The organism is Proteiniphilum sp. X52 (assembly GCF_003712195.1).
Taxonomy (GTDB): domain Bacteria; phylum Bacteroidota; class Bacteroidia; order Bacteroidales; family Dysgonomonadaceae; genus Proteiniphilum.
Genome location: NZ_RDSD01000002.1, coordinates 223,033 through 243,033 on the forward strand (window position 1 = coordinate 223,033; position 20,001 = coordinate 243,033).

At 43.6% G+C, this 20,001-nt stretch carries 11 protein-coding genes; all 11 read left to right on the forward strand.

Annotated elements, in window-relative coordinates; all coding sequences use genetic code 11:
* Nucleotides 1-183 precede the first annotated feature (183 nt).
* The 11 genes from D7D25_RS03315 (at nt 184) to D7D25_RS03365 (ending at nt 19,986) form a co-directional block, all read left to right on the forward strand.
* On the forward strand, nt 184-1,179 hold the full coding sequence (locus D7D25_RS03315; protein ID WP_122967538.1) for a LacI family DNA-binding transcriptional regulator: 996 nt from the start codon (nt 184-186) through the stop codon (nt 1,177-1,179).
* A 583-nt stretch (nt 1,180-1,762) separates the two neighbouring features.
* Entirely contained in the window at nt 1,763-3,538 is a 1,776-nt protein-coding gene (locus tag D7D25_RS03320) for an L-fucose isomerase (RefSeq protein ID WP_091905578.1), read from the forward strand.
* A gap of 153 nt (nt 3,539-3,691) precedes the next feature.
* Entirely contained in the window at nt 3,692-4,891 is a 1,200-nt protein-coding gene (locus D7D25_RS03325) for a glycoside hydrolase family 172 protein (protein WP_122967539.1), read from the forward strand.
* Nucleotides 4,892-5,014: 123 nt separating this feature from the next.
* Complete coding sequence (locus D7D25_RS03330) at nt 5,015-8,158, forward strand: TonB-dependent receptor (protein ID WP_122967540.1); 3,144 nt, start codon at nt 5,015-5,017, stop codon at nt 8,156-8,158.
* Nucleotides 8,159-8,169: 11 nt separating this feature from the next.
* The gene (locus D7D25_RS03335) at nt 8,170-9,978 is read left to right on the forward strand and encodes a RagB/SusD family nutrient uptake outer membrane protein (protein WP_185140206.1); all 1,809 of its coding nucleotides are present in this window, start codon (nt 8,170-8,172) and stop codon (nt 9,976-9,978) included.
* 23 nt (nt 9,979-10,001) lie between these two features.
* On the forward strand, nt 10,002-10,412 hold the full coding sequence (locus D7D25_RS03340) for a DUF4945 domain-containing protein (RefSeq protein ID WP_255417161.1): 411 nt from the start codon (nt 10,002-10,004) through the stop codon (nt 10,410-10,412).
* A gap of 132 nt (nt 10,413-10,544) precedes the next feature.
* Nucleotides 10,545-11,975 carry a DUF4185 domain-containing protein gene (locus D7D25_RS03345; RefSeq protein ID WP_122967542.1) on the forward strand — a complete coding sequence of 477 codons (1,431 nt, stop codon included), beginning with the start codon at nt 10,545-10,547 and terminating at the stop codon, nt 11,973-11,975.
* 35 nt (nt 11,976-12,010) lie between these two features.
* The gene (locus D7D25_RS03350) at nt 12,011-12,484 is read left to right on the forward strand and encodes a hypothetical protein (protein WP_221407950.1); all 474 of its coding nucleotides are present in this window, start codon (nt 12,011-12,013) and stop codon (nt 12,482-12,484) included.
* Nucleotides 12,485-12,597: 113 nt separating this feature from the next.
* Nucleotides 12,598-15,675 carry a SusC/RagA family TonB-linked outer membrane protein gene (locus D7D25_RS03355; RefSeq protein ID WP_370453820.1) on the forward strand — a complete coding sequence of 1,026 codons (3,078 nt, stop codon included), beginning with the start codon at nt 12,598-12,600 and terminating at the stop codon, nt 15,673-15,675.
* Between the two features lie 101 nt (nt 15,676-15,776).
* Nucleotides 15,777-17,690, forward strand: coding sequence for a RagB/SusD family nutrient uptake outer membrane protein (locus tag D7D25_RS03360; protein WP_122967607.1), 1,914 nt, complete (start codon nt 15,777-15,779; stop codon nt 17,688-17,690).
* 34 nt (nt 17,691-17,724) lie between these two features.
* Nucleotides 17,725-19,986, forward strand: a complete 2,262-nt coding sequence (locus D7D25_RS03365; protein WP_122967543.1) for a DUF4886 domain-containing protein — start codon at nt 17,725-17,727, stop codon at nt 19,984-19,986.
* Nucleotides 19,987-20,001: the final 15 nt, after the last annotated feature.

Below are 20,001 nucleotides of genomic sequence, written 5' to 3' on the forward strand. Positions count from 1 at the left end.
TTTCTCATAAAAATACCACTTTCCCAATCTACTTCTTATCCCATATTAACGATATTTTTATTTAGAATTGACATAAATAGCATGGTAGGGCATAAATATGTTATAAAACATAAGAAATAATTTTTAATTAATCGATTAACTCTATACTTTTGCGTTAAGTTACGTTATAAATGTCTATAGAGAGTGGAAAAAGTTTCCTTAAAGGTAATAGCGAAAGAGTTAGGAGTATCTGCAGCAACCGTGTCGCTTGTTTTGAACGGAAAGAACAAGAACGGCAGGGTAAGTGAGGAAATGTCAAAAAAAATCATAGATAAAGCGGCTGAGTTGCATTATATCCCCAATAGCCTGGCCAAAGGTTTAAAAATGGGCCATTCAAAGTCGATCGGATTAATAGTCGCTGATATTTCGAACGTGTTTTTTGGCACGTTGGCTCTCCATATTCAGAATTATGCCGAGAAAGGAGGATACACGGTGATTATTGGTAATACCAATGAAAAATTGGAGGAGATGGAAAAGATGATCACTTTTCTTAATTCCCGGCAGGTGGATGGTTTAATCATCACTCCTGCTGAGGGAAGTGAGTTTTTGATAGAATCGGTTTTGAAAGGTAAGAAACCGTTGGTTTTGGTAGACAGGGGATTTCCGGATTTAAACGTTCCTTCTGTGTTGATCAACAATTATGAAATATGTTATCGTTCCACAAAGCAGTTGATCGACCAGGGATTCAAAAATCCGGCATTCATTACTTACAGACAGGACCAGTTTCATACCAACGAACGAAAACGGGGATTCATTGAGGCAATGAAAGACGCAGGTCTTTTTACTCCGGATCATGTGAAGGAGGTAAGTTATCCATATTTGAATGAAGATATGGATAAGGCGATTTCACAATTATTGAAATGTGAAAAAAAAGTAGATGCCATTTTCTTCGCTACCAATACTATCTCCATGGCGGGGGTGAAATCGTTGTTCAAACGGGGAATGCTTATTCAAAAAGATATTCAGGTAATGTGTTTTGATGAAACTGATGCTATTGATTTGTTCCCCTTTAGGGTACCCTTCATTAAACAACCTATCAAAGAAATGGCTAAAACTGCATTGGAACTGCTCATTGATCAGATAGAGAAGAAGGAGGTTACCAACAAAAAACTCTTCTTGGAAGCAGAATTGATTACATGAAATTTTTTCCATATTTAGTTAAACGTTTAATTTAAATCTCTGTTAAATGGTTTTTGTATAGGAGAAAATAATTATGATAAGTGTGAGGACAGGAGTTAAACGTTTAATTCTGTCATTTATATATAGTATCCACAGTTCGCTGTTTTTTGCTCAAAAATGCTTATAACTGATTGATTATTAATAGTAAATACACTTTTTAGAAAAAATATGACAATTGACCGGTTATGAGGTCATTAAATAGAAAATTACCGAACTATTTAGAAGCTGTTTTGAATTTTTTCATCGATTGTTTTTTAGCCATTTTTTGATGGATTTGGATTTTCATTGATTGAAATGTGGCGGGCCACTTAAAAGAAATGAAAGTTCAAAGGCGCGAAAAAGGGCAAAAAACAATATGAAACCGACATGTTTAAAATAATCATTAAATACCCGAAGGGAATGATTATTTTGAACATCGAAGGTTCCATATACCGAAATAAAAAAATAAAATAATCATATGAAAGAGTGGAAAAATAAGCGTGAAATAATTACTCGTAAAATTCAAAACAGTTTCTAACAGTATAAAAAAAGTAAACCAAATTGTATGCAACAAAATTATCCTAAGATCGGAATTCGTCCTGTGATTGACGGACGACGCGGAGGTATCAGGGAATCTCTCGAAGATACCACTATGAATCTGGCGAAAAGTGTAGAAAAGTTATACCGTGAAAATCTTCGATACCCCGACGGTTCTCCGGTAGAATGTGTGATTGCCGACAGTTGTATCGGAGGGGTGAGAGAAGCAGCTTTATGTGCTGAAAAGTTTGAAAAAGAGAACGTAGGACTTTCTTTGTCGGTTACTCCTTGTTGGTGTTATGGATCGGAGACCATTGACATGAATCCTAATATACCGAAAGCGATTTGGGGATTCAACGGTACGGAGCGCCCCGGCGCGGTTTATCTTTCGGCTGCGCTGGCGGTTCATAATCAAAAGGGACTGCCTGCATTCGGTATTTACGGAAGGGAAGTACAGGATATGAACGACCCGTCGATTCCGGCCGATGTACAGGAGAAACTGCTTCGCTTTGCGAAGGCGGGACTTGCCGTGGCTATCATGCGGGGGAAATCATACCTCTCCATCGGTTCCGTCTCGATGGGGATCGGTGGCTCTATGACCAATCCCGATTTCTTGCAGGAGTACCTCGGGATGCGTACCGAATTTGTGGATGCCAGTGAAATACTTCGCCGCATTCAACTGGGTATCTATGATCATGATGAATTCGCCAAAGCGATGCAGTGGACAAAAGAGCACTGTATGACTCGTGAGGGAGAGGATTTTAATCCTGAACATCTGAAGCACAGCCGGGAACAGAAAGATAAAGACTGGGAGTTCGTGGTGAAGATGACACTGATTATGCGTGACCTGATGATTGGAAATCCGGTACTGGACACTATGGGATATGGTGAAGAAGCCCTCGGCCACAATGCCATAGCGGGAGGTTTCCAGGGGCAACGGCAGTGGACCGATTTTCTGCCCGATGGTGATTTTTCGGAAGCGATCCTCAATTCTTCATTCGACTGGAACGGGATCCGGAAACCATTTACTTTTGCTACTGAGGATGATCACCTTAACGGTATCAGTATGTTATTCAACCAACTACTTACCAATACTTCCCAGATCTTTGCCGATGTACGTACCTACTGGAGTCCCGAAGCGATAGAACGGGTAAGCGGATGGAAACCGGAAGGAATACTGAAAGATGGTGCGATCCACCTCATCAATTCCGGTTCATGCACCCTTGACGGTACCGGTCAGCAGTCGGACGAAAACGGCAATCCTGTGATGAAACCTTTCTGGGAGATCAGTGAGGAAGAGGTGGAAAAGATGCTCAATACCACTACCTGGTATCCTGCATCGCTTGAGTATATGCGTGGAGGAGGATATTCTTCACAATTTCTTACCAGGGCAGGTATGCCGGTGACCATGTGCCGCCTGAACCTGATCAAGGGGTTGGGGCCTGTATTACAGATTGCTGAAGGATGGACAGCTACCTTTCCTGAAGAAGTTTTCGACATCATCAACAAACGAACCGACAAGACATGGCCGTCTACCTTCTTCGTACCGCGCATCACCGGTAAAGGCCGCTTTACAGATATCTATTCGGTGATGAACTATTGGGGTGCAAATCATGGTGCTATCAGTTATGGACATATCGGTGCCGACCTGATCACACTGGCTTCGGCGCTTTCTATTCCGGTGAATATGCACAATGTGGATGATGAAAATATCTTCCGTCCGGATGCATGGTCCGCATTCGGTTCTGATAACGAAGGGGCGGATTACCGTGCCTGTGCTGCTTACGGACCGTTGTATAGATAGAGAACCAAGAGCCAGGAATCAGGAACCAGGACGTTCAGATGCAAAATATTCAGACTCAAAAGTAAAATAATGAGGTGAATATGTGAAACAGGACGAAGTGGATCAAAGATTCCGGTTTATCGGAATAATAATAAACCAAATAAAACAGATACAATGGAGAGAATTAACTTTAAAATGCTGAAATTAAGCACCCTTATTTTGGGAATTATGCTTTCATTACCCCTCTTTTCCCAAACAGAGTCGATGGGGGAGATGTTTGAACTGGCAAAATTGAAGTCGGGCATGAAAAACAGGAGGATATCCAGTACCGATCCCACAGGAGGAAACCGGGACCATCTGGAACCGTTCAAGCCCGGTGAAAAACGAACTATTGCGGAGATAAAAGGAACAGGTGTGATCAACCATATCTGGATTACCATTGCTCCTCCGCCCGGTGAATTAAGCAGGAACGATATCATTATCAGGATGTATTGGGACGGGAACGATTATCCCTCGGTGGAATCACCTATCGGGCCTTTCTTTGGACAGGGATGGGACGAGCGGTATAATTACGCTTCACTCCCCTTGTCGGCAGGACCTGAGAACGGAACAGGACTGAGCAGTTATTTTGCGATGCCCTTCGAGAAAGGAGCAAGAATAGAAATTGAGAATCAGACCGATAAGACGATCAATGCTTTCTATTTTTATGTAGATTATCTGGAGATGGCGGAACTTCCCGAGGGAATGGGCCGTTTTCACGCCTGGTATAATCACAGCCTATCCAAAGCCCTGCCTGAAGGAGAAACTGAATGGGCGCTGACAGGTGAATGGAAGCCCAATACCCGGTTAGACCGGAACTATGTTTTTATCGAAACCAAAGGGAAAGGGCATTTTGTAGGAATCAATTATTACGTCCACTCTCCTACCCCCATGTGGTACGGCGAGGGAGATGATATGTGGTTTATCGACGGGGAGAAGACTCCTTCTTTGATCGGCACCGGTACGGAAGATTTCTTCAACACCTCCTGGTGTCCCAAAGAGCCGTTCTCACATCCCCATTTCGGTTATCCCAGGGTGAATAACGATATAGGCTGGCTGGGAAGAACCCATGTGTACCGGTTTTTTATCGATGACCCCATTTTCTTTGAAACAGAAGTGAAAGGAACCATTGAAACAGGCCATAACAACAATCTCACCCTTGATCTGGCCACTGTGGCTTACTGGTATCAGGACAGTGCGGTAAAATTGCCTCCGGCGCCATCTAAGGAAGCACGTAAACCCAAGCCTTTTATCAACCATATGGATATGCACCGCTGGAGAGATGCCTGGCGGAAAGCGAAAGGAAATGACCCGCAATTGTGGGGGAATGAGTGATCAATCAATAAATTTAGTCATATGAAACCGACATGTTTAAAATAATCATTAAACACCCGAAGGGAATGATTATTTTGAACATCAAAGGTTCCATATACCGAAATAAAAAAATAAAATAATCATATGAAAAATTTTATAAGTAAACTCGCTTTGGTTTGTCTGTTTCTGGGATTCACTCTCTATACCTTTGCAGCCCAGACACCCAACGAGATACAACAGGCTAAAACCATCAGAGGAGTTGTTACAGAACAAAATACCAATGACCCCTTGCCGGGAACAAGTGTATATGTGAAAGGTACAACTGTTGGTACTATCACCGATATGGATGGTAGATACCAGCTAAACGTGCCTTCAGAGGATGCGGTACTGGTTTTTTCCTTTATCGGAAAGAGGACAGTGGAACAATCCGTGAGAGGAGCGACGGTAATTGATGTGGTGATGGAAGATGATGCTACCATGCTGGAAGAATTGGTTTATACAGGCTATATGACACAAAGGAAAGCTGATCTTACCGGATCTGTTTCCATGGCGACGAGCAGTGATATCATCAAAAATCCTTCGGCCAATGCGATGAAAGCCTTGCAGGGAAAACTTTCCGGGGTCCATATTACAACAAACGGGGGAAATCCTGCTGAAGATGTGAATATTCAGATTAGAGGGCTCTCTTCCCTTTCAGGTGGAGTAAAACCGTTGATCGTATTGGATGGGATGCCCACGGAGAATCTCAACCTTAGGGATATTAATTCCGGAGATATAGAATCGATTCAGATATTGAAAGACGCTGCTTCAGCCAGTATATACGGTGCACGCGCATCAGGGGGCGTAATTTTGATTCAAACCAAAAAAGGGAAAGAAGGTGCAATATCCGTTGAATACAACGGAAGTGTTTCATTCAGTTCCGTTGTGAACAAACCCCGGTTGATGAATGCTGAAGAGTACGGAATAGCTGCTTTCAGAGCGCAGGCATATGACGAGAAAGTGTATGGCGTATCCATGTCATTACCCACTACCTATGATTTTACCTGGCACAGAAATGACAACGGATTGGCAGTGCTCGACGGGGTGAAACCGGAGGAATGGCTCAATCCGGAACAGACTGTCAGAGGCTCGGATACCGACTGGATGGACGAAATCTTCCGTACCGCGATGATGACAAACCATCAGGTGACCGTTTCTCAAGGAACAGATCGGTCAAAGAGCCTGTTTTCATTGGGTTATTATAACAATGAAGGTACGCAAATTCATACCTTTTTCAGACAATACTCGGTACGTGCCAACACGGAATACGCTTTATTGAATAACCGGTTGAAAATCGGTGAGAATATCGCGTTGACCTATTTGCAATACAGGAATTCGAACGAAACCCGTTGGGCAATGATCAATCCTCCTGCCGGGCCGGTTTACGACATCAATGGTAACTGGGCGGGAGCTCCCGGCTTTGATGATTTTACCAATCCGGTACGTCTATTGACAATGAATAAAGACAATATCAATAATTACGTGAAAATAATCGGTAATATTTTCCTTGACCTTGATATCTGGAAAGGAATATCAGCCCGTACCCAGTTTGGGGTAGATTACGGTAATGCCTATAACAGGGCGGTCGATGGCATCTGGTCTGAGACCGGCGGAAGAAACAGCGACGGGGAAAATTATGTAGGAAGCTACCAGTCGCATCCATTGAGTTATGTATGGACCAATACCCTTTCCTATTCGCTGAATACCGGAAGACATTCATTGGATGCGGTGGCGGGTACCGAATTTACCCGATTTGTACAGGAAGGATTTTCGGCCAGAAGGGAAGGGATATACCTTGAAGACAGGGATTTTGCCCATATCGGTGTGACTACCGGTACAAAATATTCATTGGGGAGTTCGGCAGATGAATACGTCTATTTATCACTCTTTGGAAAAGTAAATTATGCCCTTGACTCAAAGTATCTCCTTTCATTTACATTACGACGAGATGGGTCATCACTCTTTGGTGCGAACAACCGGTATGGAATTTTTCCTGCAGTTTCGGCCGGATGGAGAATCAACAACGAACCCTTTATGGCTGACGTGGAAGCTGTATCTGATCTGAAGCTTCGTGCAAGCTGGGGAGCCAACGGAAATGTGCAGGGATTGCCGCGTGGATATACTTCCACACCTTTTACAACCGATTATTTTGGTACATCCTATCCGATAGAAGGTAATGAAAGCGGACCGCTTTGGTCTGGTTACCGGAGAACCTGGCTTGGAAATCCGAATCTGAAGTGGGAAACGACAAAACAGACTGATATTGCAGTCGATTTTGGTTTTCTGAATCAACGCCTGTTCGGTTCGTTAAGCTATTATTTTAAAAAGACAAACGATGTGTTGGTACAGGTTCCTTATATTGCCGCTATGGGTGAAGGAGGAGAGCCGTGGATCAATGGCGCCAATATGAATAATCAGGGTGTTGAATTCGAGATTACTTACAGAAACGATCCAACCGCTGAGTTTCAATATGCCATAACGGCCAATATCGGTTCTTACAGGACAAAACTGGTAGAACTTCCCGAAAATGTGGTCAACAGGTATCCGGGTGACGGTATGCATGATTTTGTCTTAGGCAGAACGCCTAATATCCTTTATGGAATGGTGGCCGATGGCATCTTCAAAACCCAGGAAGAGGTGGATAACCATGCCGAGCAGACAGGAAAGGCCATCGGAAGGATCCGTTATAAGGACCTGGATGGGAATGGGGTCGTTGATGAATTGTATGACCGTACTTTTATAGGAATTACCGATCCTGACTTTTTCGGGGGAATCACCTTTGACCTCGGTTATAAGAATTTTGATATGAATATCTTTTTCCAGGGTGTATACGGTAATAAGGTAAATAATATCTGGAAACAGGAAAGTGATCTTTGGAATATCTCCGTTCCCGCTGGAAAGAATCATGAAAAAAGAATACTGGATGCATGGTATTTCGATAATCCCGATTCCGATATTCCGGCTATGTCCAATTCAAATCCAAATAGCGAGCAGCGGTTTTCCTCCTATTTTGTTGAAGACGGCTCCTATCTGAAGTTGAGAAATATAGAACTGGGTTACACCTTCCCGAAACAGCTTACGAATGCGATGATGATGCAACACCTTCGGATTTATGCTTCTGCACGTAATGTACTTACGCTGAAAAAAGGATGGGGAAAAGACAGATATACCAGTTTTGATCCTGAAATGCCGGGGTACGGTTATCTGACACCATTCACCATGGCTTTTGGAGTTAATGTAACATTCTAAATTTATAGATTATGAAACGATTAAAATATATCTTTTTGCTCGTCACCTTCCTTGTTACGGCAAATAACTGCTCCGATCTTTTGGAAGTGAATCCTAAACAGGTACTGGATGAGGGATTACTGAATTCTCCGGAAGATATGGAAGGTTTTGTGACAGCAGCTTATGCAAGGATTACCGATATACCATCCTGGGATTCTCCTTTTTCTCCCTGGTGGTCCGGCTCTATGCGGTCTGACGACTCATATAAGGGTGGTGGTGGCGTCTGGGACGGCGGTGACGGATGGGGTTTTATGGAAACCTTTGTGAATCTGACTGCCAATGGTTGGCCGATTGATTATCCGTGGTATGTTTCCTATCAGATTATCCAGCGTAGCAACACCGCAATACAGAAACTGAATAACATCTCCGAGGAGGATTATCCTTTAAAGAGTGTGAGAATAGGGGAGATGAAATTTATCAGGGCTTTTGTTCATTTCAGGTTGAAACAGTTTTTCAAATATATACCTTATATCGATGAAAATGTAGTGGGTAGTTCGGCTGAGTTTGAAGCGATTCCCAACAGAGATTCCAGTTTTCCGAACGACCAGTATCTCTGGGAACGGATATTGAGTGATTTTAAAGATGCCGAAGAGGCGTTGCCCGATGTGCAACCGGAGAAAGGAAGGGTAGATAAAAATGCAGCCACAGCAATGGTGGCCAGAACCCTGATGTTCATGGCATATGAGCAGAACGACAGGCATCAGGTGGTTAATATCAATAAAGACCGGCTCTCGGAGGCGTTGGTTTACCTGAACAAGCTGACCGATCAGGAAGGCGGTAAAGTAGACCTTTGTCAGGATTTCGGGGAAAACTTTATTCATACTTCCGATAATAATACCAAAGAGTCGATCTGGGAAATTCAATATTCTATTGATGATGGCAGCTCTACCGGAGGAAAAATCAATCGTGGGGAAGGATTGAATCACCCCTGGAACTGGGCAGGATTCCAATGTTGCGGATTCCATCATATCAGTTATAATATGGGGAATGCCTTTAAGACAGGTCCTGACGGATTGCCGCTGTTTGATGACTACAATAATGACAGTTACGGAAATTATATCAAGAATACGGATGGAAGTGATAATATAGCACTTGTTGAAGCGGGAAATCCGGACTATTTTAATAAGTACAATTGGGATCCCCGTTTCAGCCATACGGCCGGTGTGCCCGGACATCCGTGGAAATACGATCCTGATCTGATTTTTGAAAGCAGGGGAATAAGGAACGGAGCTGAATATGGTTGGTTGAAATCAGTGAAAGAATTACCCCATCCCGGTTGTGATTGTCTCTTGTATGACGGATGGCAATTCAATTCGATGAACAAGCGGATGATCCGTTACGATGAAGTCCTGCTCTGGAAAGCAGAAGTATTGATTCAACTGGACAGATGGAATGAGGCATTAATTCCTGTCAATAAAGTGCGTGAACGGGCTGCTAACAGCACTGGTTGGTTGATCAAGGCCGATGGTACACCGGTAATGAACTATCATGTGGAGGTCTATAAACCAGGTGAGAACTGTGTATGGGATAAGGATTTTGCCTGGAAAGCAATGCAATGGGAAAACCGCCTGGAAATGGCCGGAGAAGGACGCCGTTTCTTCGATCTGCAACGTTGGGGTGTCCTGGAAGAGGTCATGAATAACTATTTTACCGTGGAAAAGACACGATTCTCATGGATGGCAAATGCCCGCTTCACTTCCGGACGGGACGAGTTTTTCCCGATTCCGCAAAATCAGATGAAATGGGCCAAAGGTAACTATACACAAAACCCCGGATATTGATGCCGGAAATAAAATCTATGGTTATGAGAAAAATAGGAAAACTGATTATTGTAGCACTGATCTTAGTACTGTTTACAGGGTGCTACGACAGAGATATTATTGACAGGAAAGATTTTAATCATTCCTTACCTAAAGTAGAGAATCTGTCTTATACGCTGGAAGGAAATGTGGTTAGACTGTCATGGCAGATACCCGGCAATATCCCTCAGGACTTCAATCGACCGCTGGAAGCAAGTATTCAGGTGGTGGAGGATGATATTTACAGACAGAGAATCTCCGTATTCGATGAGGTCAACTCTGCACAGATTACAATAGATCCGAATAAAGAGTACCGGTTTATTGTCAAATTGCTGGGTTTTCTGACTCCCGAAGCAAAAGAAGAAGGGTTTACCGACAGGGTCTTTTCTGAAGGTGTAATAATTAAAATTGAATGACAACTATGATACCATAAGTAGTGGGGGTGTACCGAAAGCGAGGTGCATGTCTTTAGTCACACCGCTTAGCGGTACACCCTTTTCTCTTTGTTTACGGAGAATTGAATAAATAGCATTTAGCCGAAAAAATGTATGAGCCCGGAAAAAAATAGAAATTATTGTTTACTTATAGCCTTTGCTGTCATTACGATAATTATATCGTCCTGTAGCAAAAAAGAAGGCACTGATCAGCCTTATATTCCGCTTGATGAGATCTCGTCAGCCGAAACCGATCTCATACCCGACAAGGAGACAAAAACTGTTTCCACTTTTCTCCAGTTTAAAAAGCTTGACAATATTGATTATCTGATCATGAATAAGAGTGGGGGAGAAAGTTATTCGGAGAAGATCAGCCGCGGAGACCTCTCTTCCTCTTATCTTTTCACATACAAGGTGAGAGCTTCCGATCCTGATTTTTTCAGGTTGATACTGAAAGCTGTTTATCTGGATGGAAATATCTCAAAAGAAATTTCACTGAATGTAGATAACCGGTGGGGCTTTTTTATCCGTGATGTGAGCCGGATAGCACGGGTCACCGGTGCCCGGGTATCCGGAGAGACATTCCCCAGTCCCAATAATACATTAAACTGGAATGTGGGTGGGACCGACCTGGGCATTGTCTGGGAAATGGAACCGGGTAAATATGGGATATTCTTTGGGGATACTTTCGGTCGGGATTTTAAACCGAACCCCACCAATCCCGGACCCAATGGAGGTAGTTGGAGAAGTAACGTGCTGGCTTTTTCAGAAGATAAAAACCTGGATGACGGGTTGACCTTCAGCAGCATGGCGACCGATGCCAGGGGAGATGCCCGTGAAATTATATATGGCGGGAAGGACGCTTCGGGTAATGGCGACTGGACCTCTATTCCCACAGCAGCCATTCGCGCCAATGGGGCTGATTATGTCCATTACTTCAATATGAGGAACTGGACCGGCTGGATCACTAATTTTTCGGGAATGTACAAGTCGACCGATGACGGACTGACATGGGAGAAGTGTGAAGGAGTTACCTTCTCCTCCAATAGTCCCTTTGGACAAGGTGGATATTTTAAGAAAGAGGGATATGTATATATGGTCGGCACCCAAACCGGGCGGGACAGCAAAGCGGCTCTTGCCCGGTTTCGTGAAACTGATATTGAGAACCGGGATCAATATGAATATTGGAACGGCTCTTCCGGGCAATGGATCAAAGGAGATGAAAACTTGGCAACCGTCATTATAGATGATAAGGTGGGTGAGTTGTCGTTCATTTATAGCGAGACATTTAACAAGTGGTTCATTGCTTATTTCAATGGCGACAGGTATAATATCACCATGCGTACAGCGGAGCAGATTACCGGCCCCTGGAGTGAACCGTATGAGCTGGCCGCGGGAAAGGATTATGCGCAATTATACGGATCTTATTTTCATCCCCTGTCTGTAAACGGCGACAACCTCTATTTCCTGATGTCGATGTGGATGCCGTACAATGTTTTTTTGATGAAAGCCGAAATAGCAGATATGGGTAGCTTTCAGGATTGAAGAATAGTACAAACGATTATTTAGAAAACAGAGATATGCGACAGTTACTACTTTCTTTATTTTTACTGATAATCACCTTTTCGGATGCTCAGCAGAGTCTTTCGAATTGGAAGCGATTGACACCACCCGATACGGTTGGTACATGGATACAACCGGTACAGGGAAAACCGGCTATGCCGGTATGGGGCCATGCCAATGGTATAATTGTGGGATTGGCTCCGTTACCAGGCCCCCGAGGATTGATCCGGATTTACACTCCGTATCTGAATTATGGATTTCCTGAGGTGATGAATTTCATTGCTTTTGAGCCGATTCCGAGAGGGGCAGAAGAACGGGGGTATTCGGAACTTGAAAAGAGTAGTCTGGATAAGGATGAATGGGGAAAACGTTTTTGGAGCTCTGACGATGCTGCGGCTGTTTTACCCTTAAATGAGCAATACCCCGCAAGAGGGATAGTGGAAAAGATTGCTGACGGGAAATCTTTTACGATCCATTGTATGCAGCGTTAGTCTGGGATCCGATAGGATGTATTGATCCATAGAATTAAAAAAATGATGGCAAAAGAATTTATTTTTTAACATTAATACATTTATTTATTTAATCCATGCTTATGAAAATAAAAATGAAATGTTTCCTGTTTACTTTACTGTTATGTAGTATAGGAAATATCCTTTTAATGAATGCACAGTCTCAACGGCAGGTAACAGGTCGTGTGATGGATCCGAACGGTGAACTCCTTATCGGGGTGAATGTGATGGAGTCGGGTACCACTAACGGGACGGTTACCGACCTCAACGGGACGTATACCATTCAGGTGACATCGAAAAACCCGGTGTTGAAGCTTACCTATATCGGATTCAAAGAGAAAATGATAGAGGTGGGAAATAAGGGTATTGTGGACGTGTCGATGGAAGAAGATGTGGAAGCATTGGACGAGGTCGTGGTTGTGGGTTTCGGTTCACAGAAGAAAGCTTCTGTTGTAGGCTCGATTACCAACGTGGAACCGGGAAAACTGCAACTGACACCGAGCCGTTCGTTGAGTAACAACCTGGCCGGTATGGTGTCCGGGGTAATCGCAGTCCAACGCAGCGGTAACCCCTGGTTCAATAATTCCGATTTCTGGATCCGGGGGATCAGCACGTTTACCGGAAACGCCAACCCTATGGTGCTGGTGGATGGAATTGAAAGGTCAATTCATGATATTGATCCTGAAGAGATCGAGTCGTTTTCGGTACTGAAAGATGCGGCAGCCAGTGCCGTTTACGGTGTGCGCGGTGCAAATGGGGTAATTATGATCAATACCAAACGGGGGAAGATAGGTAAGCCACAAGTGGATGTTCGTTTCGAGCAGTCATATACCTCTCCCATCCGACTGCTCGATTACATCGGAAGTGTAAAGTACATTGAGCTGATGAATGAAATGAACGCCGAAAACGGGGAAGCTCCCTTTAAAACCGAGGCTGAACTGTTGAATTACAAATATCAAACCGACCCAGAGCTCTATCCCGATGTCAATTGGTGGAAGGTGATCGCGAAAGATAATGCACAACAAACCAAGGCAAATCTCAGTGTAAACGGAGGAACAGATATACTTCGCTACTCCTTAGTGATGGGATATTATACCGAGGATGGTATTTTACGCCGGGATACCAACCAAGAGTGGGACTCCTCCCTGAAAGTAAACCGGTATACCGCTCGCTCGAATGTGGATGTGAATGTCACTCCTTCCACTCTTTTGCGGGTAAATTTAGGCGGATTCCTGCAAACAAAAAATGCGCCTCCGGGAAATGAAGAGAGTAACTTCGGCATTTTTTTTCAGGCAATGCGGATTCCGCCATATATGCATCCCCCGGTTTATTCCGATGGAAGAATCCCACGGATTTTTGCTAAAGAAAACCCGTGGGCCTGGTCAACCCAACGCGGATTTGAGAAGATGAATCACAGTAAAATTGAAGCATTGACTTCGGTTGAACAAGACCTGAAATTTATCACGTCAGGATTAAAAGCAAAATTAACTTTTTCTTTTGATAAATATTCAGGGAACTCGGTCACCCGTGCTAAAACCCCTGATTACTATAATCCCGCAATAGGACGTGATGTAAACGGAAATCTTATTACTACCATTGCGCATCACGGAGAGCAATACTTGGGGCACAGTAAAGGTGCCGATTGGGGTGACCAGAGTATTTATTTGGAAGCGATGCTTTCTTACAACCGCACATTCGACGGTCTTCATGACATTAATTCCATGCTGTTGTATAACCAAAAGGATTACGACAGGGGAGATAAGCTTCCCTACCGGAACCAGGGGCTTGCCGGGAGATTTTCCTATACCTACGACCGTCGTTATGTGGGAGAATTCAATTTCGGTTACAACGGATCGGAAAACTTTGCCAAGGGTAAACGCTTCGGATTTTTCCCGGCAATGGCAGTCGGCTGGATCATTTCGCAGGAAAAATTCATGGAGCCCCTTCAAGACGTGATTTCCAACCTCAAAATCAGAGGCTCCATAGGGCAGGCGGGGAACAGTATCCTCGGCCGTGAGATATGGGATCATCGGTTTGCCTATATTTCTACCATTGTGGATACAGGGAAATATTGGTGGGGGCCGGAAGGCAACACATACCGCCTCGGACGTGCCGAAGGTGATGTAGGAGTGGCGGATCTTACTTGGGAAACCGTAACGAAGAGGAACATAGGCCTTGAAGTGGGATTATGGAATAATACGGTCAACTATACGGTCGACGTGTTTAAAGAAAGCCGAAGGGATATATTTATGGAGCGGCGTAATGTGTCCGGATCCGCTGGATTTAACCGGACTGTATGGGCTAACTTTGGTAAGGTGGACAATCAGGGCACTGACATGTCCCTTACTATCAATAAACAAATTAACCAGGATTGGTTTGTGTCCGCCATTGCCAATTATACATACGCTCACAATAAGGTGATCGAGATCGACGAACCCATATCAAAAAAAGGTACGTACCGCTCGGTAACCGGAAAACCTGTCGGACAATTATACGGATTGATTGCGGAAGGATTGTTCACGGAGGATGATTTTGATGAAAACGGATACTTGAAAGAAGGGATTCCTCTGCAAAATTTCAGCGATATCAGGAATTTACGCCCCGGCGATATCAAATATAAAGACATGAACGGCGATGGTGAGATTACTTCGTTGGATGAGACAGCCATAGGAGGTACCCGTATCCCTGAAATTATCTATGGATTCGGGGCCAACGTGAAATACAGGGCATTCGATTTTGGTTTTTTCTTTCAGGGAGCCGGTAAGACCTACCAAATTCTGAGAGGGGAAAGTTGGCTTCCGGGCTCGGTTTCCGGTGCGGGCAATATCTTTTCCAATATCGATGACCGGTGGACTCCGGAAAATCCCAGTCAAGACGTATTTTGGCCTCGCTTGGGAAACAAAGCCGTCGCAAATAATGAACGCGCTTCTACGTGGTGGTTACGCGACATGAGTTTTTTACGCTTGAAAAATATTGAAATGGGATATAATTTTCCACGTGGATGGACAAATAAAATAGGCGTACGTGACTGTCGCTTCTTTGTAAGAGGTTCCAACCTGTTGACTTTTTCCAAATTCAAGTTGTGGGACCCGGAATTGGAAACAACGGACGGCTTAAAGTATCCTCAAATGAAATCAGTATCTTTAGGTCTAAGTATCAATTTCAATAATTAAAAGTAATAGGAATGAAACAAGCATATAAATTATTCATAAGCAAGAATATTTTAAAATCGATTTTTCATACTTATACTTTTGAAAATAAATATTTTAGTAATATGAAGAAAATATATATAGTATTATTTATTTCATTAATTATGAATGGAATAAGTTGTTCAGACTATTTGGATTATCAGCCGGACGATTTCCTTACCATGGATAAAGTCTTTTCCGATAAAATTCGTACGGAAGACTGGCTGGCAAGTGTCTATTCATCTGTTCCTAGCCCTATGTGGGGATATTATAAAGATCAGGGGTTCAATATTATGGGAGATGATATTACTATCCCACACGAATGGAGAGATTTCGGGTGGAAAAATGTGTATGATTACACCACTGCTAACTGGAATCCCAATTCCGGATGGAATCCCTACTATTGGGTTGAGTTGCCAAAACGTATCCGTACCGGGCTCGTTTTTTTGCAAAATGTGAGGATCATTCCGGAGGCCGGACTTACGCAGGAATACGTGGATCAGATGAAAAATGAGGTGCGGTTTCTTATTGCTTATTATTATTCGCTGATGATCGAATTGTATGGACCCATTCCTTTTGCTCCCGGAGTCATATATGATGTAAATGCTTCTACCGAAGAACTGATGATCGGTCAAACTCCTTATGACGAAATTGTCGATTGGATTGATCAGGAATTGAAAGGTATCTCAGAAAAACTCCCCGCGATATATTCCAATAGTAACGATTGGGGTCGTGTCACAAGCATTATGGCTCTTGCCGTCCGCGCACGCATGCTTTTGTTTGCCGCAAGCCCGCTTTTTAATGGTAATCCCGATTTGGCCGATTGGAAAAATGCGGATGGTGTAAACCTTTTTAAACCCGAATATGATGCGCAAAAGTGGATGCGTGCCGCAACAGCACATAAGGAATTGATCGATGCCGCCCATAAGGCTGGTTATGAATTATATAAGGAGTACAATTCCGACGGTTCCATAGATCCTTTTATGTCATATTACAATATGTCATTGAAAACCATCAATAGCGGGAATAAGGAAATTATTTTCGTCAGGCCTGTCGATGGCGGGGATATGAATTGGTGGCAGGCACACCATCTACCCAAAGGAATCAGGGGAAATGCGGCAATGGGTGTGACACAAGAGCTCGTGGATGCTTTCCACATGAAAAACGGTATCGTTCCTGTACTGGGATACAATCCCGACGGTTCGCCTATTATCGACCCTCAATCCGGGTACGTGGAAAAGGGTTTTTCTTCTCAAGCGGAAATGAGACATACGCAATGGCCCGGCGGGGGGCCGAGAAGTATGGCTGACAGAAATACCGGGATGAGTCCGGTGACGTTAGACGGTACTTATAACATGTACTGCAATCGCGAACCCCGTTTTTATGTTTCGGTCATTTTTAACGAAGAATGGCTGGGAGTGGCTAACCGAAGGGTCGATTTTCTGAAAGGAGGCGCAGACACGGGTCCCACTTTCGATAGTCCGCAAAACGGATATAACATCAGGAAAAGAATTAGTTTGGACGTCGATCCGTTAAATAACAAATATACCGCCAATCAGCCGGGAATTTTGTACCGCCTCGCCGAGGCCTACCTTGGATACGCCGAAGCAGTGAACGAGTCGCAAGGGCCCAATGAAGAGGTCTATAAGTATGTAAATATGGTGAGAGAACGTGCCGGAATCCCTAACTTGAAAGCGGGTTTAAGCAAAGAGGAGATGAGAAATGCCATTCAACACGAACGAAGAGTGGAATTCAATTGTGAAGGGATTCGCTTCAACGACGTACGCCGTTGGAAACAGGGGGAGAAATACCTCAATGTAAGTCTTTACGGAATGAATAAAAACGGTACGAAAAAAAGTGACGACTCAAGTGATCAGGCAGCCTTTTATAAACGTACCTTTTACAAAAACCGTTATTTTAACAAGAAGATGTATTTGTGGCCTGTTCCCCAGAGTCAAATGGATATCAACCCCAATTTAAGGCAGGCTCCCGGCTATTAATAATTCATTCTATACGCTTAATAAGATAGAAATTATGAAACAGATAAAAACATTTCTAACCATACTGCTCGTTTTGGCGTGCTGTATGTCTTGTAAAGATGATTTTTCGGTGGATCTATCCGACAGGGCTTTTGTCCGACTAAACAAAACGTCGGTTTCGATCACACCTGGAGAAAAATATATGATCAAGGCGATCGTCGATACGCTGTATGGAGCCAACAGGATCTTCAATTGGTCTGTTGCCGATGCAGGTGTTGCTTCCATCGAAGCATCAGACGATAGAACAGCTGTTATTACCGGACTGAGGGAGGGAAACACGGTCATCAAAATTGAATCGACCGACGGAAAGATTAGATATTTTTCCGACCTGTCGGTGTCAAAAGAAAGAGTGTTCAAAATTCTCGCTATAGGAAATAGTTTTTCGGAAGACGCGATCGAAAATTATTTGTACGATTTGGCAAAAGCAGCCGGCCACAAAGTGATGATCGCCAACCTTTACTTTGGGGGAAGGTCTCTCGAAACACACTGGGATAGAGCCGACAACGATCGAAACGACTATCAGTTGAGGGTTGTCGCTTCCGATGGTTCCCGAAACTCGTTCAATGATATCTCCATACGTCAGGCTGTCGAAAGGGAAAACTGGGATTATATCAGTTTTCAGGAGGTGAGCCAACTGTCCGGAAAGATTGAAGGATATCAGGAATTCCTGCCGAAACTGTCCAGTTATGTAAAGGCATTGACCTCCAATCCGGAAATCAAATGCATCTTGCACCAGACATGGGCGTATGCGCACGATTCGAACCACGACGGATTCTGGAATTATAACAGGGATCAGATGACCATGTTCAATGCGATTGTCGATGCGGTTTGGAAAGCCAAGGATTTAGCGAAAATGGATATGGTCGTCCCTTCCGGGACAGCTATTCAAAACGGCCGGACAAGTTATATAGGCGATAAATTTACTCGCGACGGATATCATTTGAATCTGAACATCGGTCGTTTTACTGCCGCATCTGCCTGGTTCGAGGCACTCTTTGGAGGAATCGCCGATAATAGTTTTATTCCTGCAACATTGAGCAAATACGATGCCGATCTCGCTAAGGCAGCGGCAAAAAAAGCGATCGAAAATCCAAAGGAAGTGACAGTCTTGGAAGCATTCAAATATCCCGCACCCAATGATTTCGTATTGGAACACCCCGTATATATCGATTTTGGTACGGTACCTTCCGAAGCTCCTTTCAATAATTTTGAGAAACCGGCGGATGTTAAATTAAGCAATTTGGCAGATGATAAGGGAAACAATACACAATTCGCCATTGAAGTTACGCAACCATTCACAGGTACCTTATCAAGAGGTCTCCCTAATGTGTTAGGATTTCCTACGCAGGTTTCCGAAGATATGTTTTTCAGTGACGGAAAAGATATTCTTCAAAGTAGCCTTACCCTATCCAATCTCAACCGGGATTTGAAATACACTTTTGTGTTCTATGGCCATATAAACGATAACAATACGGAGACGGAATATCGGGTCACAGGTAAAAACAAGGGTGTCGGTTATCTCGATAATGATAACAACTTGGGAAAACTTGTAATGATCAAGGATATTGTGCCTAACGAAGATGCTACAATTACCATTGATCTCAAACCGGGACCCAATAATAAGCAATGGGCAAAATTCTTCGGATTAAATGCCATGATGATATTACCTGAAGGATATTCATTGCCGTCCAACGATTTCGTGTTGCAGCATCCGATATACATTGATTTTGGCGTACAGCCCTCCCCCGCTCCATTCAATAACCTGGCCAAGCCGGGAGACAGGCTGATCAATTTGGCCGACCAAAAAGGAACCGGTACGGGATTTGCGATCAACGTAACAGACATGTTTAACGGGGAGAATCAATCCGGAATGAACAATAATGCACTGGGTTATCCTTCGAGTGCGAGCATCGATGCTTTTTGGAGCAACGGAAAAGAAAGACCCAAGAGTAGTTTTACGATATATAATTTAAACCCGGACGTTAAATATACGTTTGTTCTCTATGGAGCCCGAGGAGGAGCAACCGATAACCGGGAAACGAAGTATGTGGTAACGGGAACAAATGAAAAATCGGACTCTCATAATACTTCCAATAACAGTTCGAATGTTTCTATCGTTTCCGGCATATCACCCAATTTCGACGGATCTGCGGTGATATCCTTATCTCCCGGTCCAAACAATAATAATACAGACAAATTTTATTACATCAATGCGATGATGGTTGCTCCTGAAGGATATCCATTGCCCGGCAAGTAACTTCTTTTTTTAACT

Excerpts from the sequence above, each read along its gene's own strand:
- D7D25_RS03340 (WP_255417161.1), top strand. The coding sequence starts at position 10,002 with ATGAGAAAAATAGGAAAACTGATTATTGTAGCACTGATCTTAGTACTG.
- D7D25_RS03335 (WP_185140206.1), top strand. The coding sequence starts at position 8,170 with ATGAAACGATTAAAATATATCTTTTTGCTCGTCACCTTCCTTGTTACG.
- D7D25_RS03320 (WP_091905578.1), top strand. The coding sequence starts at position 1,763 with ATGCAACAAAATTATCCTAAGATCGGAATTCGTCCTGTGATTGACGGA.
- D7D25_RS03355 (WP_370453820.1), top strand. The coding sequence starts at position 12,598 with ATGAAATGTTTCCTGTTTACTTTACTGTTATGTAGTATAGGAAATATC.
- D7D25_RS03350 (WP_221407950.1), top strand. The coding sequence starts at position 12,011 with ATGCGACAGTTACTACTTTCTTTATTTTTACTGATAATCACCTTTTCG.
- D7D25_RS03325 (WP_122967539.1), top strand. The coding sequence starts at position 3,692 with ATGGAGAGAATTAACTTTAAAATGCTGAAATTAAGCACCCTTATTTTG.
- D7D25_RS03365 (WP_122967543.1), top strand. The coding sequence starts at position 17,725 with ATGAAACAGATAAAAACATTTCTAACCATACTGCTCGTTTTGGCGTGC.
- D7D25_RS03330 (WP_122967540.1), top strand. The coding sequence starts at position 5,015 with ATGAAAAATTTTATAAGTAAACTCGCTTTGGTTTGTCTGTTTCTGGGA.
- D7D25_RS03345 (WP_122967542.1), top strand. The coding sequence starts at position 10,545 with ATGAGCCCGGAAAAAAATAGAAATTATTGTTTACTTATAGCCTTTGCT.
- D7D25_RS03360 (WP_122967607.1), top strand. The coding sequence starts at position 15,777 with ATGAAGAAAATATATATAGTATTATTTATTTCATTAATTATGAATGGA.